Here is a 16190-nt window from a genome sequence, read left to right as displayed (position 1 = left end):
CCTGTCAGGTAAGGGGCGCCGACTTATGGTGCCGGCTGCCCTGCTGAATAGCGCCTGAACAGACCTGAATATTCCGATGTTTACCGACCCACGGGCCACACCCATTTCGGGATCCATCGAACGTAAATCAACTCAGCCATCAACTCGACCAAGGTTTGTAGTATCACTGCCGTCGCCGCCAACCCGCGCACGTCCTCAGGCAGCGCCAGCGCCAAGGGCAGCACCACCAGCGAATTGCGCGTCGATGCGCTGAACGTCACCGCCCTGGCCGTTACCGCAGGCAGCGCAAACAGCCGCGATGCCAGCGCGCCCATCAACGGCGCCAGCAACAGGAAACCGACGTACACCGGGATCACCGGCAGCAACAGGTTGATATCCCGCACCACCGAGGTGATTTGCGAGCCGATCACCACAAACAGCACCAACGCCATCGCTGGCACCGGCATCCACGCCCAGCCGCCGTTCCAAGCACTGACGAGTGATGATCGCCGTGTCAGGGAAGTCGTTAGCACTGCCAGAACCATCGGCACCACGATCAGCAGGAAGAACGCCTCGATAAACGGACCCACTTCCACAACCACATCGGACTGCGCTCCAAGCATCACGCTCAAATAGATCGGCAACAGCGCCAACTGCAGCAACAACAGCACCGGAGTCGCCGCGAGCATCAGCCGCGAATCGCCCTTGCCGATATGGGTAAACACCACCACGTAGTCGATGCACGGCGTCAGCAGTACCAGCAACGCCCCCACCAGCAGTGCCGGGCGCCCTGCGAGGCCTTGGGTCAATGCCCATACCAGTAACGGAATGAGGATGAAGTTGGCGAACAGCAATGCCGACAGGAAGCGCTTGTTGCTCAGGCTTTGGCGCACGTCCAGAAAGGGGATTTGCAGGAACATTGCGTACATCAGCACCGCGATGGTGGGTGTGATCAGTGCGCTGAGGTGGTGGGCGAATGAGGGGACGAACAGACCGAAACCGGCAGCCAGCAGCACGACTACGAAGTACAAAGGGATCTGGTTGCGTTCGAGGGTATCGCGGGTCATGAAAACGCCTTGGTAGATCGCAAAGGTGTAAGCCTATGTATCTATTGGCGTAAGGTCGAGTGGAGCGGAACGACAATAGCCTCGGGTCGCCACTTAACAAGCAGCACGGCGAGCCTTGCGCCTCTCTTCTAACATCCTCTCAACCTCAGCCATCGCCTAATCATGCGGAATACTAGGTCGAGGATCATCAATTGAAGCCTGCACCTTGGCACGGAACCAACGGTCATAGCTGGCAGCCTGCTCTTCAGTTTCAAACTCTGAAACGATGGGAGATAGTGGCATGCTCATAGAGACCTCCTTAATGGATGCCTGCCAGCCTAATCGGTCCATGGCTTGCTGTCGTTCCTCTCGGATGTATGGCTTTATCAGCGGGTATCGAAGGTTAATGACCCTGCCAGACGCGGTGCAACTACTGGCAAACTGGTGAACTGTTACTAAAAAAATAAGAAACCTATAAAGGCCGAGAACCCAATGAACTTGAACGACGCCTCTTTGCAATTGCCCTCGGCCTCATCTGCGCGCGACCACGGCGAAGCTTTCAAGGAGACCGCCGCCGACGGCCACCGCCTCGGTGGGTTCACTTGGCGCCACATCAGAACCGATCCCACGCGACCCGTGGTGATCATCAACGCCGCCACCTCCGTCCGCTGCCGCCACTACGCCCGCTTTGCCGCCTACCTGTTCGCCAACGGTTTTGACGTCATCACCTACGACTACCGTGGCATCGGCGAGTCCCGCAGCGGCTCATTGCGCGGCTTCAAGGCCTCATGGTCGGACTGGGGCGTGCTGGATTTCGAGGCCATGCTGCAGCGCGCGCAACGGGAGTTTCCAGGACAGCCGATTGATGTCGTCGGCCACAGCTTCGGTGGCTGCGCGGCAGGGCTAGGGGCGTCGGGCGCGGTCATTCGGCGAATGGTGACGGTGGGCGCACAGTTTGCGTACTGGCGCGATTACGCGGCGAGCGGACGCTGGCGAATGTTTGCCAAGTGGCATGTGGCAATGCCGTTGCTGACAGCCCTCTGCGGATACTTCCCCGGCAAGCGCCTGGGCTGGCTGGAAGACACACCTGCGGGCGTGGTGCGGGACTGGAGCACACCGACGCCCAGCTACGAAACACGGCCCAGCGGGCGGGCCTTGGGCGAACTGCCATTCAGTCGTGTAAACGCGCAGATACTGGCCATCAGCATCACCGACGATCCGTTCGGGACCGTGGCCGCCATCGAACGGTTATTGGGTTATTTCGACGGCAGTGAGCGCACTCATTTACGGATAGCGCCTGAGGATATAGGCGAAAAGACAGTCGGACATTTCGCATTTTTTCGCAGCGAGTATCAGGATCGGTTGTGGCCGATTGCACTGGCGTGGCTTCAAAACGGTCGATTCGCTGAAGATACCCTTGGGATTTCCCCCAACCTGCGCTTCAATATCCCACCCAGCACTCCAGGACGTTGAGCCCATGGCCTCGCCAAACAAGCAGCAAAAACGCGCCCAACGGGCAAAGACCAAGGCCAAGCAAAACCGCACCCAGCGCGCCGTCGCGAGCAAGCCGGACGCCTTTGCCGGCGACGACAGCCGCATTGACCTTGAGTCAGTGGATTTGACCGAGCTGTTCGTAGAGATGCGCACGGCTGGCGAAACCAGCCAACAAGCCCTGTGCGCTGTGTTCCTGGCCCACCCGCTGCTGGCACTGGTGCTGGAACAGGAAGGCGAAGAGGAAGCCACCGACTTTATCCTCGCGGCGCTGATCGAGTATCGGCAGTGGGTTACGGATACCGATGATGAAGCCGCGGCACTGGCGTGGATCGAGTCGCCGCAGTTCCAGGCGGATTACGTAGCCGCATCGCAGGCGCTGACCAGTTCGCAAGACTGAAACAGAACCAAATGTGGGAGCAAGCCCGCTCCCACATTTTTTACCGCACTCCGTCAGTTCAGTACGGCTGCACCCGCTCTCTGCGCCTTGCGCCGGCTGGACACAAACAACCCCGCCGCCACCACCAGCAAGCTCAACACGCCGGTCGCAATGATCTCGATGCGGTGCGCTTCCTGGAACAGCATGATGGTCAGCGTGCCCACGATGAACACCATCACCGCGTAGGTCAGGCCTGGGAACAGCCACATCTTGAAGACAATCTTCTCGCCCGCCGCCGTGCGTTTCTGGCGCATGCGCAGTTGCGATACGGCGATCACCAGGTACACCAGCAACGCAATGGCGCCGGAGCTGGCCAGCAGGAACTCAAACACCGCAGCCGGAGCCACGTAGTTGGCGAATACCGCCAGGAACGCCGCGCCGGTAGACAACAACACCGCCCAGTAAGGCGTACCGCTCTTGTTGGTGCGCTTGGCCACCGCCGGTGCATCACCGCGACGGCCCAGGGAAAACAGCATGCGCGAGGCGGTGTACAGCGCCGAGTTCAAGCAACTGGTCACGGCAACCAATACCACCAAGTCGACAATCAGTTTGGCATTCGGGATACCCATGCGCTCCAGCACCGTCTGGTAGGAACCTACGGCCGCCAGGGTCGGATCGTTCCATGGCACCAGGGAGACCACGATGAAGATCGACAACAGGTAGAACAAGCCAATCCGCCAGATCACCGAGTTGGTGGCCTTGGTGATCTGCTGGCCTGGGTTCTTCGATTCAGCGGCGGCGATGGTGACGATCTCGGTGCCCATGAAGGAGAACATGGTGGTCAGGATCGCAGCCAATACCGCGCCCATGCCGTTGGGCATGAAGCCTTGGGTGTCGAACAGGTGCGAAACGCCACTGACCTGGCTGGTCGGCAGGAAGCCGAAAATCGCGGCCAGACCGAGGATCACGAAGCCCACAATCGCCACGACTTTGATCAACGCGAACCAGAACTCGAACTCGCCGTAGTTCTTCACGCTGAACAGGTTGGTCGCGGTCAGCAACAGGGTGATGACCAGGGTAAATGCCCAGATCGCCACGTCCGGGAACCAGGCATGCAGGATAGTCGCGGCGGCGTTGGCTTCCAGTGGAATCACCAACACCCAGAACCACCAGTACAACCAGCCGATGGTGAAACCCGCCCAGTGACCGATCGCCCGGTCGGCGTAAGTGGAGAACGAACCGGTGTCTGGTGACGCCACGGCCATTTCGGCCAGCATGCGCATCACCAACACCACCAGCGTGCCCGCAGCGGCATACGCCAGCAGGACGGCCGGGCCGGCAGCAGCAATCGCGTGGCCGGAGCCGACAAACAAACCGGCACCGATGACGCCGGCAATCGACAGCATGGTGACGTGACGCGGTTTGAGCCCCTGTTCGAGGTCATTGGAGCTTTGCGTACTACTCATTGACACACCTTTACGAGGAATTGCGAAAACGGTTCGCCCGGCCCGGGATCTCTCTCGTGAAAAGAAACCAACGGGGCGTTCTTTATTTTTTACGCAAGATTTGCGCCAAAATGTTACAGAGCCGCGATTGACGCGGGCTGTAGGACGTTTCAACAAGACTCGCAAGTCATTGAGAACAATGGCATTCCGCTATAGCGTTACCGTGCGACTCACATTCAGGACGAATAAACGCACCATAAACACACACAAAAAGTACGTGACGCCCCACAAAAGGGCTGATATGCACCGTTTGCCCGGTTAACCCTTCCAACACCCGGCCAAAGCTGGCACCATCGCGCCCTTTTTTACGCGAAGCCTGCGGTTTTTCGGGTTCAAACGGATGTTCGGTTGTTGATGGCGCGACACACTGCTGTGCCGATGCGACACCCTGCCGCACACCACCTGTTTACCGCCGGCCATGCTGTTGGCTGCCGTCAAGACGCTATGCTAGCTTGGCGCCTCGCCAGGAAGGCGGCCCAACAGCAGGATTGCAACGAACACAATGAGGACCCCACATGGCCGAGGCCACGCCCGCGCTTGAAATCCGCAACTTGCATAAACGCTATGGTGAGCTGGAGGTACTCAAGGGTATCTCGCTGACCGCTCGCGACGGCGATGTGATCTCGATTTTGGGTTCCTCCGGTTCCGGCAAGTCCACCTTCCTGCGCTGCATCAACCTGCTGGAAAACCCGCACCAGGGCCAGATCCTGGTGGCCGGCGAAGAACTCAAGCTCAAGGCCGCGAAAAACGGCGAGCTGATGGCCGCCGACGGCAAGCAGATCAACCGCCTGCGCAGCGAAATCGGTTTTGTGTTTCAAAACTTTAACCTGTGGCCGCACATGAGCATCCTCGACAACATCATCGAGGCCCCTCGCCGTGTGCTTGGCCAAAGCAAAGCCGAAGCCATCGAAGTGGCCGAAGCCTTGCTGGCCAAGGTCGGCATCGCCGACAAACGCCACGCCTACCCAGCGCAATTGTCCGGCGGCCAGCAGCAACGGGCGGCCATCGCGCGCACCCTGGCGATGCAGCCTAAAGTCATCCTGTTCGATGAGCCCACTTCGGCGCTTGACCCGGAAATGGTTCAGGAAGTACTTAATGTGATCCGCGCGCTGGCCGAAGAAGGCCGCACCATGCTGCTGGTCACCCATGAAATGGGCTTCGCCCGTCAGGTCTCCAGTGAGGTGGTGTTCCTGCACCAGGGCCTGGTCGAAGAGCAAGGATCGCCACAGCAGGTATTCGAAAACCCGCTTTCGGCGCGCTGCAAACAATTCATGTCCAGCAACCGCTAACGGAGCAACATGCATGCAGAACTATAAAAAATTCCTTCTGGCCGCGGCCGTCTCGATGGCGTTCAGCGCCACGGCCATGGCAGAAACCTTGAAAATGGGGATCGAAGCGGCCTACCCGCCGTTCAACAATAAAGACGCCAGCGGCAACGTCGTCGGCTTCGACAAAGACATCGGCGACGCCCTGTGCGCCAAGATGAAAGTCGAGAAGTGCGAAGTGTACGTATCCGACTGGGACGGCATCATCCCGGCCCTGAACGCCAAGAAGTTCGACTTCCTGGTGTCTTCGCTGTCGATCACCGATGAGCGCAAGCAGGCCGTCGACTTCACCGACCCGTACTATTCCAACAAGCTGCAGTTCATCGCGCCTAAAGCCACTGCGGACTTCAAGACCGACGCGACTTACCTGAAGGGCAAGACCATCGGCGCGCAACGCGCGACGCTGGCCGGCACCTACCTGGAAGACAAGCTGCCGGACACCACCGCCAAGCTGTACGACACCCAGGAAAACGCCTACCTCGACCTGACCTCCGGTCGCCTCGACGGCATCCTGGCCGACAAATACGTGCAGTACGAATGGCTCAAGAGCAAAGACGGTTCGGCCTACGAGTTCAAAGGCGACCCGGTGGTAGAAAGCGACAAGATCGGTATCGCCGTACGCAAGGGCGACCCACTGCGCGAGCGCCTGAACAAAGCCCTGGCAGAGATCAAGGCAGACGGCACCTACAAGAAGATCAACGACAAGTACTTCCCTTTCAGCATCGAATGATCTGAACGGTATGCCCGGCGCGCTCACTTGAGCGCGTCGGCTTTTTGCACTGCCTGCCGCGATATGAAAACACCATGAATTTCGATCTCTACGGATTCGGCCCGGCGCTTGCCGCTGGCGCGCTGATGACCGTCAAACTGGCGCTCACGGCCCTGTGCCTGGGGCTGGTGCTCGGCCTGGCCGGTGCCTTGGCCAAGACTTCGCCGTACAAGCCACTGCAATGGGTGGGCGGTGCGTACTCGACCATTGTTCGTGGCATTCCCGAATTGCTGTGGGTGCTGCTGATTTACTTCGGCACGGTCAACCTGATGCGTGCCCTCGGTGAGTTTTTTGGTAACCCCGACCTTTCCCTCAGTGCCTTTGCCGCCGGGGTCATCGCCCTGGGCCTGTGCTTCGGCGCCTACGCCACGGAAGTGTTCCGTGGCGCGATCCTCGCCATTCCCAAAGGCCACCGCGAAGCCGGTGTAGCGTTGGGGTTGTCGAAGTTCAGGATTTTCACTCGGTTGATCATGCCGCAGATGTGGCGCATCGCCCTGCCGGGCCTGGGCAACCTGTTCATGATCCTGATGAAAGACACCGCACTGGTGTCGGTGATCGGCCTGGAAGAAATCATGCGCCATGCGCAGATCGGCGTGACCGTGACCAAGCAACCGTTCACCTTCTTCATGGTCGCCGCCTTCATGTACCTGGGCCTGACCGTGCTGGCGATGACCGGCATGCACTTCCTGGAAAAACGCGCCGCCCGCGGCTTTGCAAGGAGCACCCAATGAGCGGCGACTACAGCTGGCTGGCGCATTTCGACCTGGGCCTGAACTGGGCCGTGATCATCAAGTGGCTGCCCAAACTGGCCCAAGGCGCCATCCTGACCCTTGAGCTTGTGGCCATTGCAGTCATCGCCGGCCTGTTGCTGGCAATCCCGCTGGGTATCGCGCGCTCCTCACGACGCTGGTATGTCAGCGCGCTGCCTTACGCCTACATTTTCTTCTTCCGTGGCACGCCGTTGCTGGTGCAGTTGTTCCTGGTCTACTACGGCCTGGCGCAGTTCGACGCGGTGCGCGAGAGCTTCATGTGGCCCTACCTGCGCGATCCGTTCTGGTGCGCCACCGCCACCATGACGCTGCACACTGCTGCCTATATCGCTGAGATCCTGCGCGGCGCGATCCAGGCCATCCCGCCGGGCGAGATTGAAGCGGCGCGAGCCCTGGGCATGTCCAAGCCCAAGACGCTGTTCTACATCATCCTGCCGCGCGCCTCGCGCATCGGCCTGCCGGCGTACAGCAATGAAGTGATTCTGATGCTCAAGGCCAGCGCCCTGGCCAGTACCGTCACCCTACTGGAATTGACCGGCATGGCGCGGACTATCATCGCCCGAACCTACCTGCCGGTTGAGATTTTCTTCGCCGCGGGGCTGTTCTACCTGTTGATGGCTTACATCCTGGTGCGCGGCTTCAAACTGTTGGAACGTTGGCTGCGCGTCGATGCATGCCAAGGACGTTGAGGCACGCTTCCAGGCACTGGATGCGTTCCTGATCGAGCACCAAGGGCTGTGGAAACCACGGCCCTTTACCCATCGTCAGCTCCCTTGGGAAACAGAGCATCCCGACCTCGCCCAGTGGCTGCGCCAACGCTCGTTGGACGACGCTGAGGCCAGTCACAACCAACCCCATGACCTGCCGGCGCCGGCACCTTTTCCACAACTCGCCGCGCAAGCTCGCCAGCTCAGCGCTGTGGATAAGTTATCGACACAGCCCCTCGCACCCGCTCGCCATCGCCTGAACGTCGATGTTCCAGGCCGTAAGTGGGAACAGATCGAAGCCTTCGGCGCCGCACTGCATTTCAAGCAAACGCCCACGCACTGGCTGGACTGGTGCGCTGGCAAGGGTCATCTGGGCCGTCGCCTGGTACAAAACGATCAAGCACTGACCTGCCTGGAATACGACCCGGCGCTGATCGCCGCAGGTCAGGCCTTGAGCGACCATCATGGGCTGCCGGTCACCCATCGCCTGCAAGACGTGATGGCCGACGTGGCAATCGGCCCAGAACATACGCCCGTCGCCCTGCATGCCTGTGGCGACTTGCATGTGCGCCTGCTGCAACTGGCCAGCGCCGTCGGCTGCAAACAGCTGGCACTGGCACCCTGCTGCTACAACCGCATCAACGCTGGCACCTACCAGCCACTGTCCAATGCAGGTCGCGCATCATGCCTACAACTGTCGATCGATGACCTAGGCCTGCCGCTGAGCGAAACCATTACCGCAGGCAAGCGGGTACGTCTGCAACGGGACACGTCCATGGCGCGACGCCTGGGCTTCGATCAACTGCAACGCGAACTGCGCGGCGCCGACAAATACCTGCCTACACCCTCCCTGCCCACCAGCTGGCTGGACAAACACTTTGCCGACTACTGCAAGGAGCTGGCAAGTCTCAAAGGGTTATCCACAGGCGAACAGGATTGGACGGCGCTGGAAGCGTACGGCTGGCGCCGTCTGGCCGAAGTCAGAAACCTGGAGTTGGTGCGAGGTTTGTTTCGTCGCCCACTGGAACTGTGGCTGGTGTTGGATCGGGCATTATTCCTTGCCCAAAACGGCTACAAGGTCGAGATAGGCACCTTCTGCGAGTCCGCACTGACACCGCGCAACTTGATGGTGCTTGCCGAGCGCGATTAAGGGGCAAAATTGCCGCAGCGCAGCCTGTGGATAACTCTGTTGATGAATTCTTTACGGGGCCTGTAGCCACCTGCGCTGCAGGTCATAAACCGCGCTGGTCATTTTTTGTTCATAAAATAAAACGCACGCAAAACAGGCAGTTGCGGCGTGATGAGAACGGCTCCACAAAATGGCTCTTTCGTGACATGCCCATCCAACCGATTGTGCATAAGCATCTGGCGTTAAGCGTATAAACCGCGCTTTAAATGCGTTTTCTTGGAGCCTTCAGCAACTGGCAGAGGTCGTTGATATCGTCGCCCGCCAGCCTCTTCGCCACGCTATCCAACGGGTCGACACCAAAGGCCAAGGCTTCATTAATCGCTAGATCGCGGTGCACGTGCAGCGTTTCTTTGCCCAGCCGCTGCTTGAACGCCTCGACCATGTCCAGGCTGAAGGCATTCCTTTCATCCACTTGGTTGATCACCACCTGCACACTGGGCGGGCGCTCACCCTCCAAGTGGGGGGCAAGCAGTACATCCAGATGGTCGAGGGTGCCCAGGCACGCGGCATCCGCCTGCACGATGACCAGTACCACGTCGGCAACACTCAGCGCTTGATGAAAGTAAACGTTGTTACCGGAAGGGGTATCGATGATCACCGTATGCCGAGCGCTCAAGTCCAGGGATGCGAGGCGTTGAGCCAGCCAACGCGGCTCGTGCTTGAGCCAGCGCTCCAGGCTTTCCTGCTGCGGGATATCGATCTCGCCAAAGGTGATCACCTGGCAACCGGCAAAGCTGAGCTGCTGGAGTTGGTTCCATTGCCCATGCTCCAGACTGGTGCGCCCGATGCCCGGCAATGCCGAACTGACCCCAAAGTGATGTTGCAAGGCGTTCTGCGGGTCCAGGTCCAGCGCCACGACGGACTCGCCCTGGCGCTGCAGACCACTGCTCAGGGCGGTGACCAGTGTGCTGCGGCCAACACCGCCATTGATCGACACCAACGCTACCACTTTCGGGCTCAAGGCCAAGGCGGGCGCGGGCTGGGTACTTTCGTTGGCGGCGCCATCGTCTCGGCTGGGAATGCTGCCGAAGAAATGCAAACGCGACGCCATGCCACGCTCATCCTGGCAGACATCCTTGCCGAGCAAGGCTAAAAGACCATCAGTAATGCCCATAACAAACCCCTCATCACGGCGAAGCTCAAAGACGTGAAAAGGTCAGCTGATACGAATGCTTACCGCAGGTCTTTTTGTGGTCGCCCTAGTGCAAGCAGTCTGCTTCAGGACAGCAAAAGTGTCATTATTTTGATGAGATAGTTGTATATTTTTTAGACAAACGGCAAATCGTCAATTTAATGGCCAGCAATGCTCCGACCCTCGACGCGCTTAATTGATTCGCTCAAGCAAGCTACGGCAGAGGCTGCTCAGATCCTGGCATCCGGCGCTGTTGCTGACCGGATCAAGGGGATCGCGCCCGTAAGCCTGAGCCTCGATAAACGAGGGGTCGCGCTGGACCGTTCCAAGCACGGCATCCCCCAGGCGTAGCTTGAACACGTCGACCATGTCCTCGCTGAACCGATGAGCAGGGTCAACCTGGTTGATCACATAGAAGCGGTACGGCGATTTCGCGTGAGCCAGGTAAGGAGCAAGCACACTGTCCATTTGAGCCAGGCTGCGAAATGACGCGGCATCCGCTTGCACCACCACCAACACCACGTCGGCAACCGACATGGCCTGGCTCAGGTACACGCTATTGCCCGCCGGCACATCGATGATTACCGTGTCCCGGCCACTCAATTTCATCCCACCCAGGCGCTTGGTCAGAAACTCCAGATCCTGTCCCAGCCAACGATTCAAGCTTTGCTGTTGCACAGGATCGGTTTCACCGAACGCCACCATGCGACACCCGGCAAAACCCCGAACCGGTAACGCCTCCCAGGTTTTGTTGAGCAGACTGGTCGCGCCGACACCCGCCATATTCACACCGGGCGCCAGGTGATGACGCAGGGCGTCTTGCGGGTCCAGGTCCAGCGCGAGCGCAGGATGGCCCTGGCGCTGCAAACCGCTGGTGAGTGCCGCCGCGAGCGTCGTGCGGCCAACCCCACCCTTGGCAGAGACCACCACCACAACCTTGGGCGCCGATGGGTCCGAGTACACCTCACCAAGCGGGCCTTCCACCAATTCGGGCGGCTGAAGATGCTGGGTTGCGCCCTGATTCAACTGATCGAGCAAACATTGCAGACCAGGCGAAATCGGCTCATCGACCTGAGGCTGATCAACACGGAGAGCGCCATTCAGTGCGTCGTATAGTTTGGAAATATCATCTGCGCGACTCACTGTCCTGCTCCCCCCTCTGAGTGGTTGAATAAATAAGGCGCGCATTGTGTGATATCACCTTGATAGTGTCAGTATTTTGATGATTTCAACTAACTTGTTTCAGATGAGCGGCTTGGCGCCATTTATATGACTTATTATTTTTACTATATAAATCAGTAATTTAGGATTATTTATCGCCATTTTTGATCAATTTATCAAGAATTCAGCCTGATGCGTATTCCCATGTAACTACACAGACGCCTCATACAAAACGAGACAAAACCCGCGCTTCGCGACACACCCCATATACCTCCCGAGCATTCAATAGGACCCACACCCACTGTTGATCTGCACCGAGGACGCAACCATGAACCCCAACAACTGGAACATCTTCATCGCCGCCAGCCTGCTTGCCTTCACCCTCAACGCCCACGCCGACACCAAGCCGAAGCCGGACATCCAACGCATCGTCGCCACCGTGCAGGACAACTCCGGCTCCTGCGGCGTGGTCAATGCCCACATGACCTACCTCGACTCCCACGGCCAAAAACGCGTGCTGAACTACAGCAAATTCGCCGACAACTGCGCAGACGGCAGCTGACGAAAGAAGCCCCGCTACAGCCCGGAAACCGCGCCAGATGAAAAAACCTGCGGATTTGCAAAAATAGTCAGAATTCAGGGGTTTACAGAACCTCGCCAATCGCTATAATCGTCGCCCTAACACGCCGGTATAGCTCAGTTGGTAGAGCAACTGACTTGTAATCAGTAGGTCCCGGGTTCGACTCCTGGTGCCGGCACCATATAAATCAAGGGCTTGCAGCGATGCAGGCCCTTGTTTTTTGCGGTAGACGTAACAAGCGACGTAACAAGCGCTCCCGTGGCCATCAAAAGGCACAGAACGGGGATGCTCTCAGCTCAGTAGCTGGGGGGTGAAAGTGGAAGTGTCGCGGTGTGATAGGCCGAATGTTTAGAGCCTGTGCGATGTGTACGCGTATGACCCAACACCCCTTATGCGAAGCGAAAAAAAAATTAAGGTTGACCCCTTAAAAGCCTGTCAGATTTGTCAGATTGATATTCCTCTACTCTGTAACCCTTATATTTCAAGCCTTTCAGCGTTTTGCATCACTGTCAGAAAGCTGTCAGCGACCTGTCAGAACCTGACAAAACAGTAGTGTCAGATTTACTGTTTTTAAGTGACTGATTTATAAGGGTTTTTTATTTTCGAGGGAGAAACTGACACAAACATCCAACCCCGCTGTCAGAGCTGAACCCCAGTAAATACGGGGCCTGTAGGGCACTCGCTGACAGATATCCATGATCTGACAGGGATTTGAGGGTCAACCTAAATAAACATTAATGCGGACGCCTCGAAGCTAACGCTCAGAATGCTGCGCCGCGCACTGATCGAAGGAAGCAAGCATGCGTAAGCCAGCGTCCCAAGCAGCGGAACCCATCATTGAAATAAAGAAGAACAGTTCGACTTGGGAGGTTCATTGGGATTACCAGGAAGCCCCTGAAAGCTCGGTACTGTTCAAACGGCAGGAATACCTGGGCGGCTACATTGACGGTTCCATGGATATATTGGGCATCCTCCCCGCCAACGTCCTCTGCGCCAGCAGCGTTACTGGCTCGGTTAAAAAGCTGACCGAAGAGCAGGCAACAAAGCTGCGTGACGCGCTGGAGCGTCTGCTGATTCCAGTTGTGAAGAATGAATTCACACGCCTGCAGAAGCTGAATGAACTACCCCACCTTCGCTTGGCCGCCTCCGAATCGGTGTGAAACGCTCTGTAATGGGGCGCATCGGCTACAGCCCTAAGTATTCGGGGGCTCCAGAGTAGAAACGCGTTTCGGTCATTGATCAGCGAGGCGCCTTCAAAAGAGCCCTTCCGAGAATGAAAACCCACGAATTACGGTGTTTTTCATTTTTTCGCCCAATGGGGCCGGGGACTTTAGCTTTCCGCTGTTGAAGTACACCCATCGCACTGTTGTGCAGCCGCGCTGCATTTCTCTTCAAAACTTTGCAATCTGTGAAATTGCCGATCGCCTGCAGAACCCCACGGCCCGCTTGGGCTGCAGCTTTGTTTGCACTACCTCCGACTTTGCACAAAAAAAGGACACAAACCCCGTCGGCGGGAGGGGGATAAGTGCTTTTTCCAAAGGTTTTTTCTTCTGCCGGCACTTTTCTACCGTTCGGCCGGTTTTTCTTGGAAAACGAGGAGTCGCCCTCATGTAGGTGGGCCAGGTTGTACGCAACCGGGAAATCGCGCGCACGCGCCCATTGGGATGCAGGGGGAACTTTATGAGCCAGAACGACGATATACAGGCTGCTACAGAGGTAATGACGCAGGGACTTCGACACGCTGGCTTTTCGCCGCTGCAAGAATATTCAAGCCAGGATCGCGAGACCGATGAATGGCGTGATGCGGAAATCGACATCGAGTCTGAGTTGACGGAACTTTATGGGCTATTCGGATAATCGTGTGTAATTCATAAGAACCCGCTATAATCTAAATCCGGATTATCATGTGGAAAGGCGATTGCGCATGGCTACTGCAGAACAAATGATGCTTGACCTTACGAATGGCGGACGCCGAGTCCTCGACCCATGCTGCGGGAGCCGGATGTTCTGGTTCGACAAGCAGAATTCTGATGTTGTGTACGGTGATAAGCGGTCAGAAAGCCATGTGTTATGCGATGGTCGGACGCTGATAATCGAGCCAGACATATTGCTGGACTTCACCGATATGCCCTTCGACGACGGCAGCTTCAAATTGGTGGTTTTTGACCCGCCGCATTTGCACACTGCTGGCCCGAAAAGCTGGATGACGAAGAAGTACGGCAAGCTTTCGAAAACGTGGCAGGAAGACATCCAGAAGGGTTTCAGAGAATGCTTCAGGGTGCTGGCCAGCAATGGCGTGCTGGTCTTCAAGTGGAATGAAACACAGGTGAAGATTCGGGAGGTTCTTGCGCTTACCGACGTGCAGCCTTTATTTGGTCATCCGACCGGACGTAAGGGCCTAACCCATTGGTACGTGTTCATGAAGCCGTCCGAGGCGGCTTGATGACCGACATCCTTGATCTGCCGGAATGGAACGTCCTGGCCTCTCGCCTCGTAGATGGCCTCTACATCATCGAGGCGGAGTATTCCAAGCCGCTCCAGGCCTGCACCAAATGCGGCCTGATCGGAAAGCTGTACCGGCACGGGCCAAAGGTCGTGGCCTACCGCGATAGCCCTATCAGGGGCGCTCACGTTCAGCTTGCAGCCAAGGTTCAGCGGTACAAGTGCCGCGAGTGTGGTGGCACGTCTCTCCAGCCCCTGGAAGGCGTCGAGGTTGATCGGCGCATGACGAAACGGTGCGTCGAGTACATCAAGACTCAATGCCTGCGGGACACCTTCACCAGGCTTGCCGAACACATTGGTTGCGACGAGAAGACGATCCGCAATATCGCGAACGACTACGTCCACTACATGAACACCCAATTCAAGCCGTACCTGCCGAATTGGTTGGGCATCGACGAGACCAAGATCGCCGGTGACATGCGTTGCGTGCTGACAGACGTTGGTCGGAACGTGCCCATCGACATCCTTCCCCATCGCGATCAGGAAACCCTGGCGCGCTGGCTTCACGGCTTCTCTGACCGCTCGACCCTGCTGGGCGTGGCCACCGACATGTGGCGGCCATACCTCAACGTGGTGAACATGATGGCTCCCGGTGTTCCTGTGGTCATCGACAAGTTCCATGTTGTGCGGATGGCCAACTACGCCGTGGACAAGACGCGTATCCGGCGCGGCAAGGCCCAGGGCGTCAAGGTCAACAAGGAGTGGAAGCGCAGCAAGGTACTGCTCAACAAGAGCGGCGCCAACCTTACCGACAAGCAAGCCTTCAACCTCGACATGTGGGTGGATAACGACGCCGAGATTGGTCAGTCGTATCAGTTCAAGGAGGAATTCTATGCCCTGTACAACCTCCCCAAGGCCGAGGCCATCCCAGCGATTGAGGCATGGGTCGCCCAGGTGAAGGCGAGTGATGTAGCGGCTGATTACAAAGACCTGCTATCGGCCCTGAAGAACTGGCGGCAGCAGATCGTCAACTACTTCGACTACCCCATTACCAACGGCTACACCGAGGCTCTGAACGGCATGACCAAGGTCATCAACCGTAATGGTCGCGGCTACACCTTCGACATCATCAGGGCTCGCGTCCTCTTCTCCAGGAGCGCTAGAGCGGGCCGGTCACCTGAGTGGTTCTGCGTTTCTTGTGGAGGTCTGTTCTTCGAAGATGAAACGGAATCGTGCATGCACACCGAGGAAGGTGATGATCGAAAACACTGCATCTGTCCTGAGTGCAGTGAAAGATCAATTACACAGTCAATGGAGTGGGAAGACACCATCGATTGGGCAGAGGTTTACACACACTATTCCGAATAGCCACTTTATGAGGGTAAGTACTCAGAAAGCGTGATCAGCCAGGTAGCCGAAGATATCGAATCCGATCACGGACCTTGGGGTAGCGGGAGCTAATATCCAAAAAGCCAAAAGCCCGCCATATGGCGGGCTTAAGTACCGTCTGACCGGATCTAAACTACAACGTGACTGATCCTAGCTCAGCCGACAACAGCGCTGCTTTCGCGGCGTCGGCGGTGAAAGCTGCTGCTGTCGTTGGCACCGGTGTCGGACCATGCTGGTGCGCTGCGATCTCAGTGGCCATCTGCTGAACCAGGTCGAGTGTGTTGCACAGAATTTTGAAGATGTTCACGTTTTCAGACCCGACGTGG

17 protein-coding genes, 1 tRNA gene and 1 pseudogene are annotated in these 16190 nt (G+C 57.7%); 13 read left to right on the top strand and 6 right to left on the bottom strand.

Annotated elements, in window-relative coordinates:
- Positions 1 to 80 precede the first annotated feature (80 nt).
- A complete protein-coding gene (locus CI807_RS08275; protein ID WP_095014336.1) occupies positions 81 to 1046 on the bottom strand; it encodes an arsenic resistance protein in 966 nt (321 codons plus the stop codon).
- Between the two features lie 156 nt (positions 1047 to 1202).
- A complete protein-coding gene (locus CI807_RS31750) occupies positions 1203 to 1334 on the bottom strand; it encodes a hypothetical protein (protein ID WP_256578734.1) in 132 nt (43 codons plus the stop codon).
- Positions 1335 to 1517: 183 nt separating this feature from the next.
- On the opposite strand from CI807_RS31750, the gene CI807_RS08270 reads away from it, so the two are divergent.
- Both CI807_RS08270 and CI807_RS08265 read left to right on the top strand, forming a co-directional pair.
- Positions 1518 to 2498 carry an alpha/beta fold hydrolase gene (locus tag CI807_RS08270; protein WP_095014335.1) on the top strand — a complete coding sequence of 327 codons (981 nt, stop codon included), beginning with the start codon at positions 1518 to 1520 and terminating at the stop codon, positions 2496 to 2498.
- Between the two features lie 4 nt (positions 2499 to 2502).
- Positions 2503 to 2916, top strand: coding sequence for a hypothetical protein (locus CI807_RS08265; protein ID WP_095014334.1), 414 nt, complete (start codon positions 2503 to 2505; stop codon positions 2914 to 2916).
- A gap of 53 nt (positions 2917 to 2969) precedes the next feature.
- On the opposite strand, the gene gabP is transcribed toward CI807_RS08265, so the two are convergent.
- Positions 2970 to 4361 carry a GABA permease gene (gabP, locus tag CI807_RS08260; RefSeq protein WP_095014333.1) on the bottom strand — a complete coding sequence of 464 codons (1392 nt, stop codon included), beginning with the start codon at positions 4359 to 4361 and terminating at the stop codon, positions 2970 to 2972.
- A 554-nt stretch (positions 4362 to 4915) separates the two neighbouring features.
- Between gabP and CI807_RS08255 the strand changes: the two genes are divergently transcribed.
- The 5 genes from CI807_RS08255 (at position 4916) to CI807_RS08235 (ending at position 9121) form a co-directional block, all read left to right on the top strand.
- The gene (locus CI807_RS08255) at positions 4916 to 5689 is read left to right on the top strand and encodes an ABC transporter ATP-binding protein (protein WP_010213906.1); all 774 of its coding nucleotides are present in this window, start codon (positions 4916 to 4918) and stop codon (positions 5687 to 5689) included.
- Positions 5690 to 5702: 13 nt separating this feature from the next.
- Positions 5703 to 6455, top strand: coding sequence for an ABC transporter substrate-binding protein (locus CI807_RS08250; RefSeq protein WP_016979104.1), 753 nt, complete (start codon positions 5703 to 5705; stop codon positions 6453 to 6455).
- 74 nt (positions 6456 to 6529) lie between these two features.
- Positions 6530 to 7225, top strand: coding sequence for an ABC transporter permease (locus tag CI807_RS08245; protein ID WP_016979103.1), 696 nt, complete (start codon positions 6530 to 6532; stop codon positions 7223 to 7225).
- Between the two features lie 38 nt (positions 7226 to 7263).
- Positions 7264 to 7953, top strand: coding sequence for an ABC transporter permease (locus tag CI807_RS08240; RefSeq protein ID WP_025999969.1), 690 nt, complete (start codon positions 7264 to 7266; stop codon positions 7951 to 7953).
- Positions 7934 to 9121 carry a methyltransferase gene (locus CI807_RS08235; protein ID WP_095014332.1) on the top strand — a complete coding sequence of 396 codons (1188 nt, stop codon included), beginning with the start codon at positions 7934 to 7936 and terminating at the stop codon, positions 9119 to 9121. Before CI807_RS08240 ends, CI807_RS08235 begins: the two co-directional genes overlap by 20 nt.
- A 241-nt stretch (positions 9122 to 9362) precedes the next feature.
- On the opposite strand, the gene bcsQ (CI807_RS08230) is transcribed toward CI807_RS08235, so the two are convergent.
- Positions 9363 to 10274: a cellulose biosynthesis protein BcsQ gene (bcsQ, locus tag CI807_RS08230; protein WP_095014331.1), complete on the bottom strand. Its 912-nt coding sequence runs from the start codon at positions 10272 to 10274 to the stop codon at positions 9363 to 9365.
- A 210-nt stretch (positions 10275 to 10484) separates the two neighbouring features.
- Positions 10485 to 11330 (bottom strand): cellulose biosynthesis protein BcsQ, encoded by an 846-nt coding sequence (gene bcsQ, locus CI807_RS08225; protein WP_095017524.1) that lies wholly within the window; start codon positions 11328 to 11330, stop codon positions 10485 to 10487.
- 451 nt (positions 11331 to 11781) lie between these two features.
- On the opposite strand from bcsQ (CI807_RS08225), the gene CI807_RS08220 reads away from it, so the two are divergent.
- The 6 genes from CI807_RS08220 to CI807_RS08200 all read left to right on the top strand — a co-directional run bounded on the left by CI807_RS08220 (position 11782) and on the right by CI807_RS08200 (position 15843).
- Positions 11782 to 12015 carry a DUF2790 domain-containing protein gene (locus CI807_RS08220; protein ID WP_016979098.1) on the top strand — a complete coding sequence of 78 codons (234 nt, stop codon included), beginning with the start codon at positions 11782 to 11784 and terminating at the stop codon, positions 12013 to 12015.
- A gap of 123 nt (positions 12016 to 12138) precedes the next feature.
- Positions 12139 to 12214, top strand: a tRNA-Thr gene (locus CI807_RS08215).
- Between the two features lie 619 nt (positions 12215 to 12833).
- Positions 12834 to 13193 carry a hypothetical protein gene (locus CI807_RS08210; protein ID WP_095014330.1) on the top strand — a complete coding sequence of 120 codons (360 nt, stop codon included), beginning with the start codon at positions 12834 to 12836 and terminating at the stop codon, positions 13191 to 13193.
- Between the two features lie 520 nt (positions 13194 to 13713).
- Entirely contained in the window at positions 13714 to 13890 is a 177-nt protein-coding gene (locus CI807_RS31275; RefSeq protein WP_157742012.1) for a hypothetical protein, read from the top strand.
- A gap of 67 nt (positions 13891 to 13957) precedes the next feature.
- A complete protein-coding gene (locus CI807_RS08205) occupies positions 13958 to 14476 on the top strand; it encodes a class I SAM-dependent methyltransferase (protein WP_256578733.1) in 519 nt (172 codons plus the stop codon).
- On the top strand, positions 14476 to 15843 hold the full coding sequence (locus CI807_RS08200; protein ID WP_095014329.1) for an ISL3 family transposase: 1368 nt from the start codon (positions 14476 to 14478) through the stop codon (positions 15841 to 15843). Before CI807_RS08205 ends, CI807_RS08200 begins: the two co-directional genes overlap by 1 nt.
- Before the next feature lie 154 nt (positions 15844 to 15997).
- Here CI807_RS08200 and CI807_RS31565 read toward each other — a convergent pair.
- Positions 15998 to 16190 (bottom strand): annotated as a pseudogene (locus tag CI807_RS31565) (hypothetical protein); the annotation flags it as partial.

It is taken from the genome of Pseudomonas sp. NS1(2017) (assembly GCF_002269425.1).
Lineage (GTDB): Bacteria > Pseudomonadota > Gammaproteobacteria > Pseudomonadales > Pseudomonadaceae > Aquipseudomonas > Aquipseudomonas reactans.
The sequence above is the reverse complement of the archived record's forward strand: the minus strand, read 5'-3'. Positions and strand labels throughout refer to the sequence as shown.

Coding starts and splice junctions, on each gene's coding strand:
- CI807_RS31275 (WP_157742012.1), top strand. CDS start 13,714: ATGAGCCAGAACGACGATATACAGGCTGCTACAGAGGTAATGACGCAG.
- CI807_RS08205 (WP_256578733.1), top strand. CDS start 13,958: ATGGCTACTGCAGAACAAATGATGCTTGACCTTACGAATGGCGGACGC.
- CI807_RS31750 (WP_256578734.1), bottom strand. CDS start 1,334: ATGAGCATGCCACTATCTCCCATCGTTTCAGAGTTTGAAACTGAAGAG.
- bcsQ (WP_095014331.1), bottom strand. CDS start 10,274: ATGGGCATTACTGATGGTCTTTTAGCCTTGCTCGGCAAGGATGTCTGC.
- CI807_RS08220 (WP_016979098.1), top strand. CDS start 11,782: ATGAACCCCAACAACTGGAACATCTTCATCGCCGCCAGCCTGCTTGCC.
- CI807_RS08200 (WP_095014329.1), top strand. CDS start 14,476: ATGACCGACATCCTTGATCTGCCGGAATGGAACGTCCTGGCCTCTCGC.
- CI807_RS08235 (WP_095014332.1), top strand. CDS start 7,934: ATGCATGCCAAGGACGTTGAGGCACGCTTCCAGGCACTGGATGCGTTC.
- CI807_RS08265 (WP_095014334.1), top strand. CDS start 2,503: ATGGCCTCGCCAAACAAGCAGCAAAAACGCGCCCAACGGGCAAAGACC.
- CI807_RS08275 (WP_095014336.1), bottom strand. CDS start 1,046: ATGACCCGCGATACCCTCGAACGCAACCAGATCCCTTTGTACTTCGTA.
- gabP (WP_095014333.1), bottom strand. CDS start 4,361: ATGAGTAGTACGCAAAGCTCCAATGACCTCGAACAGGGGCTCAAACCG.
- CI807_RS08270 (WP_095014335.1), top strand. CDS start 1,518: ATGAACTTGAACGACGCCTCTTTGCAATTGCCCTCGGCCTCATCTGCG.
- CI807_RS08255 (WP_010213906.1), top strand. CDS start 4,916: ATGGCCGAGGCCACGCCCGCGCTTGAAATCCGCAACTTGCATAAACGC.
- CI807_RS08245 (WP_016979103.1), top strand. CDS start 6,530: ATGAATTTCGATCTCTACGGATTCGGCCCGGCGCTTGCCGCTGGCGCG.
- CI807_RS08250 (WP_016979104.1), top strand. CDS start 5,703: ATGCAGAACTATAAAAAATTCCTTCTGGCCGCGGCCGTCTCGATGGCG.
- CI807_RS08210 (WP_095014330.1), top strand. CDS start 12,834: ATGCGTAAGCCAGCGTCCCAAGCAGCGGAACCCATCATTGAAATAAAG.